Source organism: Arcobacter suis CECT 7833, assembly GCF_003544815.1.
In the GTDB taxonomy this organism is placed as follows: Bacteria; Campylobacterota; Campylobacteria; order Campylobacterales; family Arcobacteraceae; genus Aliarcobacter; species Aliarcobacter suis.
This window is the reverse complement of record NZ_CP032100.1, coordinates 817,935-837,055: the sequence shown is the minus strand read 5'-3', so window position 1 is coordinate 837,055 and position 19,121 is coordinate 817,935. Positions and strand designations below refer to the sequence as shown.

Below are 19,121 nucleotides of genomic sequence, written 5' to 3'. Positions count from 1 at the left end.
TGTTATTGCTCATTTTCACTATTTTTTATGTTTAAATATTTATGCAAATCAATAACTTCTACTAATTCATTTTCATAAAATGTTCTACCTGCAATAATTTCATTTTGTTTATTATGTTGTAATTGTTCAATTCCAACAGCACCAACTAACTCTTTTGTATTTATTCCATACCAATAATTTTGAATAAAAAATGTTCCATATTCAACAATAGAAGTATTATCTTTTTCATAACTTACTTGATTAAATATTTTAAAAGTATTACTTATATTGCTCTCTTTTTTATCACACAAATATGTAAATATCAAAGAAATTACATCATTTTTATATCCATCATTTATTTTGTATTCCCTATAACCAAAGGAACATCTTGAACCTACTGCATAATATTTATTATTTAATTCTAATATTCCTGAATGTGATTCACCATTTTTAAGATTAAAAAATTCATCTTTTATTTGAATTAATGAACCAATAATCAAATCATCTTTAGTAGATGAAATTATAGATTTATCCTTGTTTACAAACAATGCAAAACTATTAATATCAGAAGGTAAAATATCATTTAATATTGCTTTAAATTGTGGGTATGAATCAAAAACAACTGCGATTCCACCAACAACTTCTTTATTGTTAGAAGAAAGAATAGATGAACTATAAATATAAGTATGTTCGTTGTTATATAATTTGCTTTTTTCAAATTTTGAAACACGATACATTTGACTATTTTTCATCAATAAAGATTCATTTAGCCACTCTTCATTTAATATATTTCCAACAAGATTTCCATACTCTTTTTTTGAAACAGCGATGATTTTCCCAGAATTATCATATACAATGATATTAGTATATACGGTATATAAACCATTTATATAAGCCAAAATATTTGATATATCTTTTTCTTCACAGAACTCTTTTGAAAGTATTTCTCTAAATTTTGGTGTTAATGCCCACCATCTACAATCATTTGCTCTTTCATATAAATTTCTATCCATAATATCAATGGCTAAATATGCTTGAAAAGATACCATATCAAGTATTGTTTGTAAAACCGTATCATGTAAAGTATCAATTGAGTGATTAAAAACTGATTTTGTTTCTTCTCCAATAATAGATAATTGAAGCAATAACTTTTTTGCAATATTAGTTTGTTGTTTTAAATTACCATTCCAAACTGTACGATTTAAATCATCTTGTATTTTTTTTGCAATAATTGGTATTTCTTGTAACTCTTTTGAAAACAATGAACTTGAATGCATTACATTATCAAGTATTTCTTTATCGATTTTATTTAAAATATTACTTTGAGATTTAGTAAAAGCTTCATCAATTCCAACCATAATATGACCCAACCATTCTAAACCAAAAAATCCTTCATAACCTTTTGTATTAGCACTTTTGGCAAAATATTTTTTCCCACAAAAATCAATAATATCAAAATCTTTATCTAAGATTTTTTCTATTTTTGTAGCTATTGGCATATTAAATTTATTACTTGTTGAAATCACATAACCATTTTTATCTAATAACATAAGATTTAAATTTTCATTAGTTTGTCTTAAAGCAGAAAATACACTTTGCATTTCACCAATAAAATCAAAACATAATATCAATACACCTATTACTTCTGAGTTTTTGTCATTGTTTTGAGTAACTCTAAAAGAGTATGTAAGAATAGAATCTTTATCTGCTCTTAAATCACTTTTGCCTAATTTCTCAACATAATCCATTTCACTATTTATTGCTTCTTGAACAACAGAATCATTTGTTTTAGTGATTTTATTATTGTCATCTAAATTTACTAAAACATTTCCTAAAGTATCAGTTAATATAACATCATAATAAACGCTATATTTTAAAATATACTCTTCAAATCTCTGTTTTATCTCTTTTTTTAGTCCAAATAATTCTTGTTTTAGTTTATCTTTTTGTGTGGGATCATTATTTTTACAAAGAATATTTTTTAGCAATTTCATTTCATTTGAATTATTACCTTTTTTACATTCACTAACAAAAGGTTCAGGACAAACTATACAAGCATTATTTTTCTCTGTAAAAGTAGTAAATTTAAGTTCATCTTTTAATAAAGTTTTACTTTTATTTATAAATTCTCTTATAGAATCATCAGTTGCTAAAAAGCCAATATCAGCAGTTCTTTCAAAAAGATTTCTAATTACAATATCAACAACAACTTGTGATTTAGAATTTAATTCATTTGATAACTGTTTTAAAGATTCTATTGTCAAATTCTTAATCAAAACTTCTGTTAATTTTGCAAACTCTTCTTGTGTATTTTCTATACTTGTTCCACCTTCATTAACTTGATTTAGTAAATTCAAGGTATTCCACTGAATGCTTAACTCTGATAATTTTCTTTTATAATAGCTTACATCTGGTATTTTATCCACTAAAAGGGCTGAATGTTTTGCATAATCAATATTCATACTTGTCCCATAATTGTATATTTAATATACAATATAAATACTACATAATTTATCTTAATATTGTATATAAGTTATTGTATATATATTATGTTAAAAACTATATTAATTTTTGTTATTATTTAATATATTAAAAATATATTAAATTTAAATAACACAACACTTAACAAAAAATTAACTACTTTTAACTATAATTTTTTATATCAACTATAAGGAAGTTTTATGAAAAAAGTTTTAGGATTATTCATATTTTTATTTGGAATTATTTTTTCGAATTTAAATGCGGCTGAAATGTTTCAAACAGTAGAACCTAAAGATGCAACTTTAGTAAAAACGGATTCTTCAAAAGAGTTTTGTAATGTTTGTGGAATGCACTTAACAAAATATTATAAAACCAACCACACAGCAGAGTTTAAAAATGGTCATAAAGAACAATATTGTTCTCTTCATTGTTTAGCTGAAGTTCATAAAAATCATGCGCAAAAGATTAAAAATATTCAAGTTGTAGATACAAACTCTTTAAAACTAATTGATGCTTCAAAAGCATTTTATGTTGTTGGAAGTTCAAAAGAAGGAACAATGAGTTCAGTAAGTGAATATGCATTTTTAACAAAAGTTGAAGCAGAAAAATTTAAAAAAGAGTTTGGTGGAGAAATTTATAATTTTGAAGAAGCTTTAAAACTCTCAAAAGATAAATTAACTAAAGATAATGATATTTTAGATGAAAAAAGAGTTCCAATTGCAATAAAAGGGAAAAAAATATTTGAATCAATGTGTGATGGAACTCAAATAAAAGAGTTTAATTCAATAGGTGAAGCAAAACAGTATTTAATAGATAACAATTCTTGCAAAAATTTAGATTCTTCAATGCTTCAAGCTGTTTCAATATATCTATACAATCCACTTTATGCAGCTGATAAATCAAAAATGATAAATATCCCAAAAGATGCAAAATGTCCTGTATGTGGAATGTTTGTGTCAAAATTCCCAAAATGGGCTGCACAAATTCAACTTCAAGATGGACATGATCACTATTTTGATGGGGTAAAAGATATGATGAAATTTTATTTTAATCCAACAAAATATCATGCTCATTCAAATGAACAAATATTACAAATGAATGTAACTGATTATTATAGTCTTGAATCAACTGATGCAAAAAAAGCTTATTATGTGATTGGTTCAAATGTTTATGGTCCAATGGGAGAAGAGTTAATTCCATTTAAAAATGAAGATGAAGCAAAAAAATTTATGACTGATCATTTTGGGAAAAAAGTTGTAAGTTTTGACGAAATAAAAGAAGAAATGATAAAATAGTACTTTATTACAATGCGATTTTATCGCATTGCTAATAAATGACAAATAATAAGATTAGTTGTTTTTTATAAAAGAGCAGCAATAATCAACTAACATATGTACTCTTAATTTAAATTTTGAATTAGCAGGAACTTCAAATGATGCTGGTCCTTCATATTTTACCCAATCTTGTGCTGGTAACATAACTTCTAAAATACCTCTTTGAATATCAATAATTTCTTTGTGAACTGTATTTAATTCATATTCTCCTGGTAACATAATTCCTAATGTTTTTCTAGAACCGTCTTCAAATACTATTGTTCTACTAGTAATATTTCCTTCAAAAAGAATATTTGCTGCTTTTGCAATAGAAACATTATTAAACTCTGCCATTTACTTTCCTTACATGATTATTTAGAATATTTTACCACAAAAATCATATGATTATATTGAAGCAAAAGAGTAGTTCTTTTTTGTTATAATCCAAAAAACAAAAAAAAAGGTGTAAAAATGAGTATCCAAAAAGAGTTAGAAGATTTAATAAAAAATGATGTACTTATTGAGATTGAAGATTATATTGATGAGTTATTTGAAATAATTGCTGCAAAAAAAGAAGATGAAAGCACAAAAGAAGAATTAAAAGAAATGCAAGAAATGAAAAAAGATTTTGAAGATATGTTAGTTGATCTAGCAAATGGTGAAATTGATGATGAAGAGTGTAAAGAAATCATCGAAGAAATCAATGATATGAGAAAAGACGAAGAAGACGAGGAATAGAAATTTTTCATGCAAGGTTATATAATTGATATAAAACCCGTAAAAGACGATGATTTAATTGTATCAATTTTAACTGAGCATGAAGTTATGACAACCTATAGATTTTATGGTGCTAGACATTCTAATATAAACTTAGGTTATAAAATCGATTTTGAACTAGAAAATACAAGATCTTCAATCCCTCGATTAAAAGATGTTATTCAACTTGGATTTCCTTGGATTTTAGACAATGAAAAAATGTATTGCTGGCAAAGATATATAAAGCTTTTTTATCCTCACTTAAAAGATATAGAGCAAATTGATGCTTTTTATTTTTACTCTTTAGAAAATTTAGTTCATATTATGATAAAACAAAATGCCCTAAGAGCCATTTGCGAGTCATATATTTCATTACTTGAATATGAAGGTAGACTTCATAGTGATTTTGAATGTTTAATGTGTGAAAGTACTATAACAGAAGATATTTCATTAGTTAGAGGTTTTTTACCCGTTCATGCAAATTGCACTTACTCAAGAGGTTTTGAATTATCAAAAATGAAAGATTTGTTTGAAAAAAAGAAAGTAATTAGTTTTAGTGATGATGAAGTAGAATATTTATGGAATATTCTACTTCAAGGTTTGTGAGACTATTTTTCGTCTAACAATCTATCTTGTAAAGTTTCAATAGCTTTTATAAGTATTTTTATATCAAAGCCATAAATTGTAGCTTTTTTTATAGCTTTTGCTACATTTTCTTCACTCAATGGATTTTTTATATTACAGGCAGTTTTAATCACATCTAAAATTTGAGATTTTTTCTTAAAATTATCATTTGCATTTGATATATCATCAACATGTTCAATCATATTAATCAAATTATCACTTAATTTCCAGTGTCTAAAAATTTGAGCTGTAATTTGATTAGTTGTAATACCTAATAACTCTTTTTCAGCTTCTTCTATTGAAGCACCTGAAGCTATTTTTTCTTTAAATAAATCAGATTTTTTTTCGCTCAAAATTAAATCAGATAAAATAAATTTACCTGTTTCTTGTAATAATGCAGGAAGAATAATCTCTTCTTTTAAGTCAATGTCAATTTTTGATAACCACAAACTTGCCAATGTTGAAGATATATTAGAAGCTTTCATAAAATCATCACTAGTAATTGCATAAGGTTCTAAACTTGTCATTAAAAGATTTTGAACTGTTCCACCAATTGCAATAGAAATTGTAAAATTTATTCCTAGTAGATTAATAGCTCGACTAGGTGTTTCAACTTTTGATCTAAATCCAAACATTGCAGAGTTAGAAATTTTTAATAAAGTAGAAATTATTAATGCATCTTTTTCAATTATTTCTAATAAATCTATAGCTTCTTTATTAAGTTTTTTTCTAAACTCTTCTATCTCAATTATCGTTTTTGGGAGAGGTGGAAGGGATTCTATCTTTTCTAAAATATTAGTAGACGTCAAATTTAACTCCTAATTTAATTATTATTTTGATTGTAACAGAACTTGTATCAATAGTAAATAAATTTCTACACATTAAATCTAAAGTGCATTATATCTCCATCTTGAACAACATAATCTTTACCTTCAAGTCTTAACTTACCAGCTTCTTTACATTTAGCTTCACCACCAAGATTTATAAAATCTTCATAAGCTATAACTTCAGCTTTAATGAATCCTTTTTCAAAATCATTATGAATAACCGCTGCTGCTTGTGGTGCTTTTGTATTTTTTCTAATTGTCCAAGCTCGCACTTCAACTTTTCCAGCTGTAAAATAAGACTGTAATCCTAATTTATCAAATGCTTTATGGATAATTTGCTCTAATCCTGATTCACTAACACCCAAATCTGCTAAAAATTCTGTTGCTTCTTCATCTTCAAGACCTACAAGTTCTTCTTCAATTTTTGCACAAAGAACAATAACATCAGCACCAACACTTTCTGCGTGTTCTTTTAAAATATCAACAAATTTATTTCCACCATCTGCTAATGAATCTTCATCAACATTTGCTCCATAAATTACATCTTTATTTGATAAAAATCTCATCTCTTTATCAAGTGCAACAAATACTTCATTGTCTTGATTTTCGTAAGTTTTTACAGGTTGTAGTTCTTCTAAATGTTTAAATAAATCTTCTGCAATAACTAAAGATGCAGCTGCTTCTTTTGAAGCTTTTGATTGTTTTTTTAATCTATCGATTTTTTTCTCTAATTGAGAAATATCTGCATAAATTAATTCTGTTTCAATAATTTCAATATCTCTTAAAGGATTTACGTCACCTTCAACATGTACGATATTTCCATCTTCAAAACATCTAACCATGTGTAAAATCACTTCAACTTCTCTAATATTTGATAAAAATTGATTTCCTAAACCTTCACCTTTTGAAGCACCACGAACTAATCCAGCAATATCAACAAAATCGATAGTTGAATGTTGAATTTTATCTGGATTAACGATTTTTGCTAAAGCAGTTAATCTTTTATCAGGAACTGGAACTATCGCTTTATTTGGCTCAATTGTACAAAATGGATAATTTTGAGCTTCTGCATTTTGCGCCTTTGTTAAAGCATTAAAAGTTGTTGATTTACCCACATTTGGAAGTCCTACTATTCCTACACCTAATCCCATTATAATCCTTTTGTAATTATTTATATCTGCAACAATATTTTAAAAAACTCAACTTAAGAGAGTATTTACTATAAACAGATTATAAACGAAAATGCCAAAGAAGTAGATAAAATGTGTATTATAAAAGAAATCTTGAGAAATTACATTCGTTTGAGAAGTTTTTTAACTATTTCCTTATATATTTTTGTGTTATACTAGAATTCAATTTTATTTTTTGAAAGGTTATATAATGAACAAAATTATTTGGATTTTTGTTGCTATTATTGGGGCTGTTTGCTTTGGATATTTAGCTTTACAAAATGGTGAAACGGTTTCAGCTATGTATTTAGTTGTTGCGGCTGTGTGTATTTATGCAATTGGGTATAGATTTTATGGAAGGTTTATTGCTTATACAGTTTTAGAATTGGATAAGAATAGAGCAACTCCTGCGATGATTCGAGATGATGGAAGAGACTATGTTCCTACAAATAAATCAGTTTTATTTGGTCATCATTTTGCTGCAATTGCAGGTGCTGGTCCACTTGTTGGTCCTATTTTAGCTGCGCAAATGGGATATTTACCATCTATGCTTTGGATTTTAGTTGGTGGGGTTTTTGCAGGTGCTGTTCATGACTTCGTTGTTTTATTTATATCTTCAAGAAGAGATGGAAGATCATTAGGTGAAATAATAAAAGATGAACTAGGAACTTTCACTGGTTCAGTTGCTATGATTGCAATTTTCGGAATTATGCTTATAATTATTGCCATTTTATCTATGGTTGTTGTAAAAGCACTTGCTCACTCTCCTTGGGGTTTATTTACTATTTCTATGACTATACCTATTGCTATATTTATGGGAATTTATATGAGATATTTAAGACCTGGAAAAGTTGGTGAAGCTTCTGTTATAGGTTTTGTTCTTTTAATTTTAGCTATTCATTATGGAAGTATAATAGCAGCTGATCCAATTTGGGCAGCTAGATTTACTTTTGATGCTACAACTTTAGCTATTATTATGATGGCTTACGGATTTATAGCTGCAATTTTACCTGTTTGGTTCTTATTAGCTCCTAGAGATTATTTATCTACATTCCTAAAAATTGGTGTTATTTTACTTATGGCTATTGCGATAATTGTAGTTTCTCCTGATTTACAAATGCCAAAAATGAATTCACAATATTTTGATGGTTCTGGTCCTGTTTTTGCAGGAGCATTATTTCCATTCCTATTTATTACAATTGCTTGTGGAGCTATTAGTGGATTTCATGCTTTAATTTCAACTGGAACAACTCCAAAAATGCTTGAAAATGAAACTCATGCGCTTCCTGTTGGATATGGTTCTATGTTAATGGAAAGTGCAGTTGCTATTATGGCTTTAATTTGTGCTTCTATTTTACATCCTGGAATATATTTTGCGATTAACTCTTCTCCTGCAATAATAGGAACAGATGTAATTACTGTTGCTCAAAATATTTCAACTTGGGGATTTACAGTAAGTCCTGAAGAAATCATGTCTCTTACTAAAAATATTGGTGAAGAAACGATTCTATCAAGAACAGGAGGAGCTCCAACATTTGCTATTGGAGTTGCATTAATTCTTCATGAACTTTTTGGTGGAATTGATATGATGGCATTTTGGTATCATTTTGCTATATTATTTGAAGCTTTATTTATTTTAACAGCTGTTGATGCAGGTACAAGAGCTTGCCGATTTATGGTTCAAGATATTTTAGGAAATCTTTACAAACCATTAGGAAATACAAATAACTATGCAGCAGGAATACTTGCAACTGCAATTAGTGTTGCAGGATGGGGATATTTCTTATATCAAGGTACGATCGATCCAAGAGGAGGAATTTATTCTCTTTGGCCATTATTTGGTGTAAGTAATCAAATGCTTGCTGGTATGGCATTGCTTTTAGCAACTGCGATTTTATTTAAAATGGGTAAAGCAAAATATGTTTGGATTACAGTTATTCCAGCAACGTTTGTATTAACAGCAACACTTTATGGTGGAATTCAAAAAATATTACCATACAAAGAAGGTGATAAAGTTCATAATGCTGTAAGTCATGTGGCAGTTGCACAAATTCAATCTAAAAAAATAATTGAACTTGAAGCAAAAATTCCAACACTAACACAACAAGATGAAATTAATAAGGCAAATAAAGATTTAAGTTTAGCTCAACAAATTAAATTTTCAAATATTCTTAATGCAATTTTATGTGTATTTTTTATGATTAGTACATTATTAGTTATTATTGCAACTATTGGTATTTGTATTGGAAAACTAAAAATTCCACTAAAAGAATATCCTTATGTTCATGTTGATAGTTTAAAAAAGGTTTGATATGCTTAAAGAAATTAAAGCTTTCTATGAAAAATCCGAAAGGTTTTTTCATCCCCTTGTGGGGCTATCTAGCTATGATAAATATCTTGATCATATGAAAAGAAATCATCCAGAAAAAGAAGTACAAAGTCGTGGTGATTTTTTCAAAGAGTGTATAGAGAGAAAATATAATAGTGGTGGTTTTACTAAGTGTTGCTAAGGCTAATTGACTTAGTATAACTGAGGTTTTACCTCAGTTATACTCTTATTTTATATTATTTAATTTAAAAAAGTTTTCAGCTCTTTGATAACCTTTGTCTTTTGCTTCTTTGATATAAGTAATCCCTTTATTTATATCTTTTTCAACTCCATATCCATTATAATAATATAAACCTACATGAAAAATTGCAGTTGTACTTTTTAATTCAGAAGCTTTGTTATACCAATAAAATGATTTTTTATAATCCAAAGAAGTTTCATTCCCTTTTCCATATAAATCAGCAAGTTTAATCATTGAAGATAAGTTGTTTTGTTCTGCTGATTTAGTAAGTAATTCTATTGCTTTTGGAATATCTTTTTCTACTCCATCGGCAGTTAAATACATCATTGCTAAATTAGCTTGTGCAACAGAATTTGAAGCATCTGCTGATTTACTAAACCAGTAAAGTGCTTTTTCTTTGTCAACTTTTGTTCCTCTTCCCATATAATACATTTTTGCCAAATTATTTTGTGCAATAATTACACCTTGTAAAGAAGCTTTTTCGTACCAAAAAAATGCTTCTTTTACTTTTTCTTCATTTGTACTTGAATCATATAACATTGCTATATTAAGTTGAGCAAAAGGATAACCAGACTGTGCAGAAAGCTTATACCATTTTTCAGCTAACTCTAAATCTTTTTTAACTTCTTCACCTAAATGATACATATGTGCTAAATTATTTTGCGCTGCGGGATTTCCATTTTGTGCAGATTTTTCATACCAAAAAAAAGCTAACTTATAATTCTTAGTAACACCTAATCCTTTATAATTCATCAATGCAATATTATATTGGGCATTTGCATCATCATTTAATGCTAACTCACTATATTTATCATAGGCTTCAATATAATTCTTTTTATTAAAACTATCAGTAGCTTCTTCAAAAGTTACTCCATATAAAGTTGTAAAAAATAAAAATATATAAATAATTAGTTTCATAAAAATCCTTTTAAATTATTTCTTTTCTTTTGATTTCAAATCAAACTCACTATTTTCTTTTAAATTATTACTATCTAAAATAATTTTATTTGAGTCAGTATTCTCATTTTGAGGTCTCATATTTATTATATTTTCTAAATCTTCTTTAAATTTATTAATTTCTTTATCTTCTTTCAATAATTTATCATCTTTTAAATCTTGTGGAGCAATATTTTCATTTGTATCTAAGTTTTGCACTTTTTTTACTTTTTCTTTTTTTTGTGCTTCTGTTTTAAAAATATCATCAGTAATAACTGGAGATAAAATATTTGTATCTTCTATATTCTCACTTTGATTAAAAATATCGCTATTACTTAAACCCAAAGATAAATCTGTCTTTTCATAAATATCTGCTTTTATAGTATCAATAGTGTTTTTATTAATATTTTCTTGCGATATTAAAATATTTTTTTGAATATAACTATCATCTGGACTAAATGTAATAAAATAGTTATCACAAAAACCATTTAATAAATTAAATGAAAAATATCTATTACACATTTTCCACTCTTTTTTTAAACCTAATAAATAATCTAATCTATCCCAAAAAAGCTTATGTGCATTTTCATCTATATATTCAATATCATCTTTGTTTAAGCCATCTCTTCGAATAATAATTAAATTAGCTCTCGTTTCTTTTTCTACTTGATATAATTCTAATATCCATTTATCTAAAACAATATCTACTTTGATTATATTATCTTCAAACATTATTTTATTTACTTCTAGTTTATCTCTATATGCATCTACTATAAAAGATTTATTTCCATTTTCTTTATTTGAAAGAGTAAAAAGAGTTTTTGCAGCATCAAAAACAGCATTTTTAGAAATATCAGGATAAACCTTTTTTGTAATTAAAATATCTTGTTTTTGAGAACATCCTGCAAATATTATCATTACCAATACAACTATAATTTTATTCATAAATAACCTTATCTATTAACTGCATACAAATCTAATCTACTTAAAAATTTATAATCTTGATCTGATTCTACATTTTCAACTATAATTTTTATCTCATTTACTTCAGCATAAACAATAATATTTTTAATTCTATGTTTTTTTATTAAATCATTATGAATATTTTGTGTTAAGTCTTTATCTATTTTTATATAATTAATATTTATTTCTGATAATTCTTCGAGTGGATATTCTTTTGTTTTAAATCTTTTAATTAATATTTCAAAATTTAATTTGTTTAACTGTTTAACAAATTCAACAAATTGTTTTTTGTAAACAGAAGCAGTATAAGATGTAATACTAAATAAAATATTTTTTACAACATTTTTATTTTCATCTACTAATCTATTTAAAAATTCTATAAATTCATCATCTGATATTGTTTTGATTGATAAATTTATTGCAATTTTATACTCGATTTTATTATTCTCAATATATTCAAAAGCTTTTAAGATTACTTGTTCGTCAAAATTCTTATTTAAATTTAGCTTCTCGCTAATTGCAATAAATGAACCTATTGGCAAAATATTACCATCTTCATCTTTTAGTATTGGTTTTAATTCTCTCATTAATAATTCATCTTCAAATGAATAACTATCAAAAGCAAACGATATATCAAAATAATTATTTTCAATTATATATTTAACTTTTTTTTCTGTTTTTTCTACTTCTTCAGAAATTTTATTTTTTTCAATAATTTCATAACCATTTTCATCTCTTAAAACAGCTTCTTTATATGCCCCATTTACTAAATTTAAAATTGAATCTATTGTTCCATATTTATCAATTGGAGTTCCACCAATATGGAATATATTATCAGGTAATTTATAATTTCTCGATATTTCAGTAAGCAATCCATTAATCACTCTATTTGAAAAATCAACTGCTTCTAAATAATTCATATCTTTTGCTAAAATTATAAATTCTGCTCCATGAAATCTATAAAAAGACATTTTGTCATTTTGGTATGAATAAATAATATTATTTATAATATTTACATAAGACAAAATAAAATCATCAGTTTTTACTGTGCCATTTAAACTCTCTATTTGATTCAGTTTAGCAATTTTTAATAAAAAGATATAACCTTCAAAAGATGATACAAAAATACTTTTCATATCAATATCAAACATCTTTTTATCATATAATCCTGTTAAATTATCAGTTAATAAATTTCTTTCCATAGATTCTCTATTAATATTTAATTCATTTACTAAAGATGCTACTCTGTTTGATAATTTTGATATATTTGCTAACAAATTTTTATACTCATGATTTTCATTAAGAATTTTATTGTCTATATTTGAGAATTTGTTATTTAACATATCCAAAACAAGATTTTCAAGATAATTAATTGGTTCAGTTATATATTTATTTTCTATATACTTATTATAATAAACTATTAATATTACTATTAGAAAAAACAAGATTATTATAAACATAAATAATTTATTTGAAAAATCATAAATCTCTTTTTTTAAATTATAATCATCAATAGTATATTCTATTGTTGCATAGTTTATATAAGCAATTGTTAGCTCTTTTGTTATTACATTATCTAATTTTAAATTATAGAAGTATTCATAAATACTATAGAATGGTTCATGTTTTTCTTCAATATCTTTATTATCTACTAAATTTGAATTAAGTGAAACTATAAAATTTTTAATCTCATTATTTTTGAATAATTGAAATTTGATTATTAAATTTTCATTTGAATTAAAATCATTTGCTGGTATAAATTCAAAAAAAGATGTTCCTTGTATTTTTTGAATTTCTCCAAATCTTATATCTGTTGTTACATCTGATAGGTTCCATGAAGTATCATTAAAACCATCAGTTTGGAAAATCAAAGCTTCTTTATTAAACAAAATTTTATTGTATTTAATTTTTACATTACTTATAAAATTAGTATTTTTAATATCTTTAATATATTGATTTACAGATATTTTATCAAATAAAATAATTTTACTTTCGAGTTTATCAGTATATTTATCAACATTTAATTCAATATTATTTTTGGCATTTATAAAAGCTTTTTCTTTAAAATCTAAAAAAAATGTCCAAAAGAATAAAAATAAAAAACCAACAAATATTAATATTAATATCGTGATATTTTTTATTATTCTAAATTTAATTTTTTTTAGCATTATTTAACTTTTTCCAAAAGTAGAAATTTTTCTTTTACAGAATTTGAGTCTATTTTTTTTTCTGTTTCTTCTTGTGTAGGCTCTTTATATTCCATTTTAGAAGTTTCATTTATGTATTCAAATTCTGGTTCTTTTTTTGGTTCATTTGTATTTTGTGTTATATTTAAATTATACAATTCTTGCTCTTTTGAAACTTTCTGAATAACAGGATAATAAGGAGCACCTATTTTATTCAATTCTTCAATTGCTTTTTGTGCTTCTTCGTATGTATTATAAATTCCATAATTCCATCTAATTAAGTTTGTACCATTTGAATAATTATATGAAAAAGAATTTTCATATAAATTTGGATTTTCAGTTAGAATTTTTTCTAGTTCTTTTTTATTATTAAATGATGTTACATTAATAGTATAAGCTTCTGGATTTGAATTTATAAAAGTATTTTTTATTGTTTCATTAAATTGGAACTCTTCTATTTTTTTCTCTTGTTTGATTTTTTCAATAGTATTAATTTTTTCAACAACTTTAATCTCAGGAGCAGGTGTTTGTACTTTTAATCCAACCATATAATCATTATATGATTTTTTAATATCTTTCACTTTTTTTATAACAAGAGTTTTTTGGCTGTTATTTTTTGATAACTTATCTATTTCAGCTTTTGCCATTTCAATATTTTCAAAAACTCCATGTGCAATTTTAGAACTAACTTTTGAATTTTCTATAGAATCATAAGAAAAAGAATTTTTATCTAATTCTTTATTTTTTATAAAATCTATTGCATCTTTTTGATTATTAAATGTTCCTATTTCAATAGTATAAAAATTGTCATCTGTTATTAAAAATCTTTTTGTAAAATCATTTATATTCTCATCTTTAATAGCTTTATTTGCAAATGAATTTCGTAATTCTTCTTCTTTTTTTCTTTGTTCTTCTCTTTCTAATTTTTCTTTTTCTGTTAAAAATTTATCATCAATATATACATCTTGTGTGTAATTGCTTTTTGTAAAATCAATAAATTTCGGATGTTCAGGATCCATATCAAAAAAGGCTAATAAATCTCCTGTATATCCTAATAATGTAAAGAAATCAGTAATATTACTATTTTCATATTTTATCAACTCAATTTCTGCTGAATTTAGTTGTTTATGTCCTTGCAATAAAGATTGTAAATCTTGTTGTCCTAAATTGAACTCTTCCCAATAAGCATCAACCATTTTTCTCAGTGAAATAACTTCAGAAATATTACTTTTTAAAGATTCATTTGTAGATTGTATTGATGTGAATAATTTAGAAATATTCCATTTTAATTTTTTCTTTTCTTCATCTAATTTAAAATTTAGTTCTCTAATAACACTAAAAGCACTTAAAATTTTATTTTCATCTTTTCCACCATTATATAAATTAAAAGTTAGTCTAAAAAGTGCATTAAATTCTTGTTCTCTTTCTTCGTAATCTTCTTTATCCATTACATTATCCAATGAAACTTCAAAATCTAGTTTAGGAGCAAAGCTTGATCTTTTTGATTTTAAATTAAATTTTTCGGCTTCAAGAGATTCATAATAATTTAAAATCATACTATTTCTTTTGATCCCTCTTTCATATAATAAATCAAAAGTTGAAACATTAATATTAAAATTTTTCTCATAAGGAAGGGTTTGAATATAATTCTGACCTACAATATATTCATAATACCGAATTGATTCAGTAAGTTTAGATTTTACTTTAGTAAGTTGTGTTTGTGCATTTGAAACATTTGCTTTTATTGCTGTTAAATCGCCAATTGTTGCTGCACCATTATCATATTTTATTGTTACAATTTCTAAAATCCTATTTAAATTCTCCATATTACTTTCACTAGCTAAAACCGTTCTATATGAAAATACTACATCAAAATATGCTTTTATTGCTTTTGTAATTTGTTCTTGTAAAACAATTTGATATTGATTTTTTTCTACATTTAATTTTTTTTCTAAACTTTTAATTGTATTAGAAGTTTCTCCACCAGAATAAATATTTTGACTTAAAATAAATTTATAATTTCTATCATTATAATATCTAAAGAATTTTGTATCTTTTGTTCCACTATCTACGTTAGTTGCTTGTGTTCTTCCATTTTCAGCTTCAAAATTCAAAGTTGGATAATATCCAGCAACAGAATCTTTTAACTTAATTTCGCTTTGAATTACTTGTTCTCTTGCTGCTTTTAATAAATCACTATTTGATACTGTTTCAAGAACAACATCCATTAATGATACTTTTTTATATTTAGTCATATCTACATTAAAATCTCTCTCATACCTACCAAAACTGTCATTCATTTTTTCTATTTTAGAGTTACTTGGATTTTCATCAAGATATACTGAAATACTTGGATTTTCATCAATTATTTTTTCTTCATTAGCATTTAAAATAACACTTAAAAATATCAAAAATATCAATTGTTTTTTCATTTATTTTCTACTTTACTATTTTAATTACTAAATAGCCATTTGTGGCATCTACAGATTCTTTTAATTCGGGATTACTTGTTAAATCAATTTTTATATCTTTCTTTTCATAACCAAATTTTCTTATTAAATTTCTAACACTCATTGTTCTTGCTAATGAAATTTGTTTAGAAATAGTTGCACTTAATTGATCTTTTATATCTGATGAATAAATATTAACTTGATGATTAGAATATTTATTTTTTGCTTTGTTTAAAAAATCTTTTATTTGTTTAGAAGCAACATCATCAACAAAAAACTCATCTGCTTTATATGTTATTACTAAATATTCATCCGTAGAAAGGATTTTTTGTATTTTTGTTGAATCCTCTTTTTTATCTGCGACATTTATACCAGAAGATTCTATTTCATCCGTTCCTTTAGCCGATTTGATTGAAGTATCTTGGGATGCAATTTGATGTTGAAGAGCTAAAATCATCTGCTTTTGTTCATTTATAATTTGTATATTAAGGTCTGAATTTGGATTAGTTGTACTTACAGCAGGTGGATTAGTTGTATTTGAAATTAATTCACTAGACGAAACTGAACCTGTAAATGATACTTTATATTTAAATTGTGCATAATATCCTAAATTTGCAAGAACAACTAATAAAAACAATAATAATACTAAAATAACCGAAGAGAAAATATCCACGAATGATGGCCAAGGATTAAATTCTTCTTCAAACTTACAAGCCATATATTATCTCTTACTTTCTAAATTATTTTCTTTTTCTAAACTTTTAACTAACTGAATAAGTAATTTATTATTTTCTTCTTGTAATAGTAAACTTTTCTTAATAGTTTTATGCTCTGATAAAATTACTGTTGAAATTTCTTGCAAAGATTCTTCAATAAGTTTTGAACTAGAATATTGATTAACATTAGATTCTTTCATTACTTCAATTAAGTTTTTTAATAAAATTGACTCATTGTCTGCTTTACTTACTGTTTGTTCTAATTTATTAGCAATTTTCATAAACATATCTTGAGATACTTGATTTGAATGTTCCATTCGGTCAGTAAAATCACTTATTGTATCCACAAAAATATCTATAAATCCAGCAGCTTGCATATTATTTGCACCACTTTTATTAAAGCCTTTAATATCACCCATTTCTTCAATAGTGTCTATTGCTTGTGTTTCAACAATTCTTCCTTTTATCCAATCTTGTACATCTTCTAAAAAAGCTGCTTGACTTTTTGTTAAAATATATTGCATAAGATTCAATATAATTGCAGAAGCAACACCAAATAAAGAAGAAGCAAATCCAATGGCCATACCACTTAAAGGACCAGAGAATCCTGTCATTATCTCACCCATATCTATATTATCTCCACCAAAAGACAAAATAATTTTTCCCATTTCATCAATTGAAACTAATAATCCAGCAAAAGTTCCAAGTAATCCAAGTGTTAATGAAGTTCCCACGAAAAAAGCTGTATATCCTTTTTCTTTAAAGAATTGATTTTCTAACCATTCCGTTACATCTTTTGCTTCTTGTTCAGAAAAATGTATTACACCTTTTTTTGCTCTTCTTTGAAACATATGAGCAATACTTGCTGGCATAATTTTACTAATTCCTTCTAAATAGAATTCTAAACTTTTTCCTGATTTATATGCCAAAATTCCAAAAGTACCAGCTAACATTGTTAATTTTATTGCTGATTGATAAATTACCATTAAAGCAAGAACAAAAATAGTAATAATAGGAACATTAAATGTTAATGTTGCAAGAAAAAATGTTTTTATTAAAGAAAAATTTGCATATAAAATAAATGTTATAAATAGTAATACAATAAAAAAGATTTTTAATATTTTAACTCTTCTCATTATTGCCCTTTAAAACATAAATAATAATATTGATATTACTAAACCTAATGCTATCATCGTAACTGATTTAGTCATATTATCAACAATATTTACAAAACCATCATTACCTTTAACTTTCTCTCCAAGTAAGATATATCCAATAGTAACACCATTTACATCTACCATTTCATTATATGTTTTGAAATACTCTTTATTAACAACATAACCTTTAGCTTTTAGCTCTTTAAAGCCTTCTATTCCCTCTTCTATAATATTTGCGAAAAATGAGCCATCATATTTTTGTTCTTCTACTCTTAAATCATCTACAACAGGACGATATCTACCATTTTTAGCATCAATTGCTAACTGAGACATCATTTTTTCTTGTATTAATACTAAAAATATACTGTGTTTATCTCTTTCTAAATCTTTTTTTAAATTTACTAAACTCTCTTTTACTTCAAGAACACCTAATACATTTTCTCCTGACATAATAGGTTCAATATAAACTATGTTTGGACCATCTGGTAAAACTTCAATACCAAATGATGTAATTTTTCTATTTATTACACTATTTATAATAGTACGATGTTGACTTGTTTGATAAACTGTTGGATAAAAAGTCATAGAAATAGTATCAAAACCTGATTCTATTAGACTTTTATTATAAACATCAATAATTGAATCTATAACTTGTTTGTTACTTAAATTATTTTTAAAATAATCATTTGCTTTTAATCCTAAAACAATTTTTCTAAACTCTTTTTGTTTATCCTCAAACTTATATTCTAAATTACTTTTATAATTTATTGACATATTAGCATAAACTTCTTCAGCGATTTTAGCTGTCATTGTTGTGAGTAAATACATAGAAAGGGAGATTCCAAATATAGACAAAACACTTAAGATTGTAAACCACAATCCTTTTCTCTTTTTTAATTCGCTAAGTAAGTTTTGGATAGCTTTTATAAAACTAAACACATCAATCCTTTTGTAGTAATAACTTTCATTATATTTTATTTTCTCTTATTTCATT

General features: G+C 25.3%; 16 protein-coding genes. 5 read left to right on the top strand and 11 right to left on the bottom strand.

Going from position 1 to position 19,121, the window contains the following annotated elements; all coding sequences use genetic code 11:
• Nucleotides 1-2: 2 nt before the first annotated feature.
• Nucleotides 3-2,441 (bottom strand): cache domain-containing protein, encoded by a 2,439-nt coding sequence (locus tag ASUIS_RS04225; RefSeq protein WP_118885832.1) that lies wholly within the window; start codon nt 2,439-2,441, stop codon nt 3-5.
• Between the two features lie 219 nt (nt 2,442-2,660).
• Here ASUIS_RS04225 and ASUIS_RS04220 point away from each other — a divergent pair, with 219 nt between their 5' ends.
• Nucleotides 2,661-3,755, top strand: coding sequence for a nitrous oxide reductase accessory protein NosL (locus tag ASUIS_RS04220; RefSeq protein ID WP_118885831.1), 1,095 nt, complete (start codon nt 2,661-2,663; stop codon nt 3,753-3,755).
• Nucleotides 3,756-3,809: 54 nt separating this feature from the next.
• On the opposite strand, the gene ppnP is transcribed toward ASUIS_RS04220, so the two are convergent.
• The gene (gene ppnP, locus ASUIS_RS04215) at nt 3,810-4,127 is read right to left on the bottom strand and encodes a pyrimidine/purine nucleoside phosphorylase (protein ID WP_118885830.1); all 318 of its coding nucleotides are present in this window, start codon (nt 4,125-4,127) and stop codon (nt 3,810-3,812) included.
• Nucleotides 4,128-4,244: 117 nt separating this feature from the next.
• On the opposite strand from ppnP, the gene ASUIS_RS04210 reads away from it, so the two are divergent.
• Nucleotides 4,245-4,511 carry a hypothetical protein gene (locus ASUIS_RS04210; RefSeq protein ID WP_118885829.1) on the top strand — a complete coding sequence of 89 codons (267 nt, stop codon included), beginning with the start codon at nt 4,245-4,247 and terminating at the stop codon, nt 4,509-4,511.
• 9 nt (nt 4,512-4,520) lie between these two features.
• A complete protein-coding gene (gene recO, locus ASUIS_RS04205; protein WP_118885828.1) occupies nt 4,521-5,135 on the top strand; it encodes a recombination protein RecO in 615 nt (204 codons plus the stop codon).
• Nucleotides 5,136-5,137: 2 nt separating this feature from the next.
• Here recO and ASUIS_RS04200 read toward each other — a convergent pair whose 3' ends face one another.
• Together ASUIS_RS04200 and ychF are read right to left on the bottom strand one after the other, a co-directional pair.
• On the bottom strand, nt 5,138-5,962 hold the full coding sequence (locus ASUIS_RS04200; RefSeq protein WP_118885827.1) for an HDOD domain-containing protein: 825 nt from the start codon (nt 5,960-5,962) through the stop codon (nt 5,138-5,140).
• Between the two features lie 65 nt (nt 5,963-6,027).
• On the bottom strand, nt 6,028-7,131 hold the full coding sequence (gene ychF, locus ASUIS_RS04195) for a redox-regulated ATPase YchF (RefSeq protein WP_118885826.1): 1,104 nt from the start codon (nt 7,129-7,131) through the stop codon (nt 6,028-6,030).
• 229 nt (nt 7,132-7,360) lie between these two features.
• Here ychF and ASUIS_RS04190 point away from each other — a divergent pair, with 229 nt between their 5' ends.
• Both ASUIS_RS04190 and kcuS read left to right on the top strand, forming a co-directional pair.
• Nucleotides 7,361-9,460, top strand: a complete 2,100-nt coding sequence (locus ASUIS_RS04190; protein WP_118885825.1) for a carbon starvation CstA family protein — start codon at nt 7,361-7,363, stop codon at nt 9,458-9,460.
• Between the two features lies 1 nt (nt 9,461).
• Nucleotides 9,462-9,659 carry a KCU-star family selenoprotein gene (kcuS, locus tag ASUIS_RS04185; RefSeq protein WP_118885824.1) on the top strand — a complete coding sequence of 66 codons (198 nt, stop codon included), beginning with the start codon at nt 9,462-9,464 and terminating at the stop codon, nt 9,657-9,659.
• Nucleotides 9,660-9,704: 45 nt separating this feature from the next.
• On the opposite strand, the gene ASUIS_RS04180 is transcribed toward kcuS, so the two are convergent.
• The 7 genes from ASUIS_RS04180 to ASUIS_RS04150 are packed head-to-tail and all read right to left on the bottom strand — an operon-like array spanning nt 9,705 to nt 19,066.
• Nucleotides 9,705-10,637, bottom strand: a complete 933-nt coding sequence (locus tag ASUIS_RS04180) for a tetratricopeptide repeat protein (RefSeq protein ID WP_118885823.1) — start codon at nt 10,635-10,637, stop codon at nt 9,705-9,707.
• A gap of 15 nt (nt 10,638-10,652) precedes the next feature.
• Entirely contained in the window at nt 10,653-11,600 is a 948-nt protein-coding gene (locus tag ASUIS_RS04175; RefSeq protein WP_118885822.1) for a hypothetical protein, read from the bottom strand.
• Between the two features lie 8 nt (nt 11,601-11,608).
• The gene (locus ASUIS_RS04170; protein WP_118885821.1) at nt 11,609-13,786 is read right to left on the bottom strand and encodes an EAL domain-containing protein; all 2,178 of its coding nucleotides are present in this window, start codon (nt 13,784-13,786) and stop codon (nt 11,609-11,611) included.
• A complete protein-coding gene (locus ASUIS_RS04165; protein ID WP_118885820.1) occupies nt 13,786-16,236 on the bottom strand; it encodes a TolC family protein in 2,451 nt (816 codons plus the stop codon). The genes ASUIS_RS04170 and ASUIS_RS04165 overlap by 1 nt, the downstream gene beginning before the upstream one ends.
• Nucleotides 16,237-16,243: 7 nt before the next feature.
• Nucleotides 16,244-16,972, bottom strand: a complete 729-nt coding sequence (locus ASUIS_RS04160; protein WP_118885819.1) for a hypothetical protein — start codon at nt 16,970-16,972, stop codon at nt 16,244-16,246.
• Between the two features lie 3 nt (nt 16,973-16,975).
• Nucleotides 16,976-18,106, bottom strand: a complete 1,131-nt coding sequence (locus ASUIS_RS04155) for a hypothetical protein (RefSeq protein ID WP_118885818.1) — start codon at nt 18,104-18,106, stop codon at nt 16,976-16,978.
• A 9-nt stretch (nt 18,107-18,115) separates the two neighbouring features.
• Nucleotides 18,116-19,066 (bottom strand): hypothetical protein, encoded by a 951-nt coding sequence (locus ASUIS_RS04150; protein WP_118885817.1) that lies wholly within the window; start codon nt 19,064-19,066, stop codon nt 18,116-18,118.
• Between the last annotated feature and the right edge of the window lie 55 nt (nt 19,067-19,121).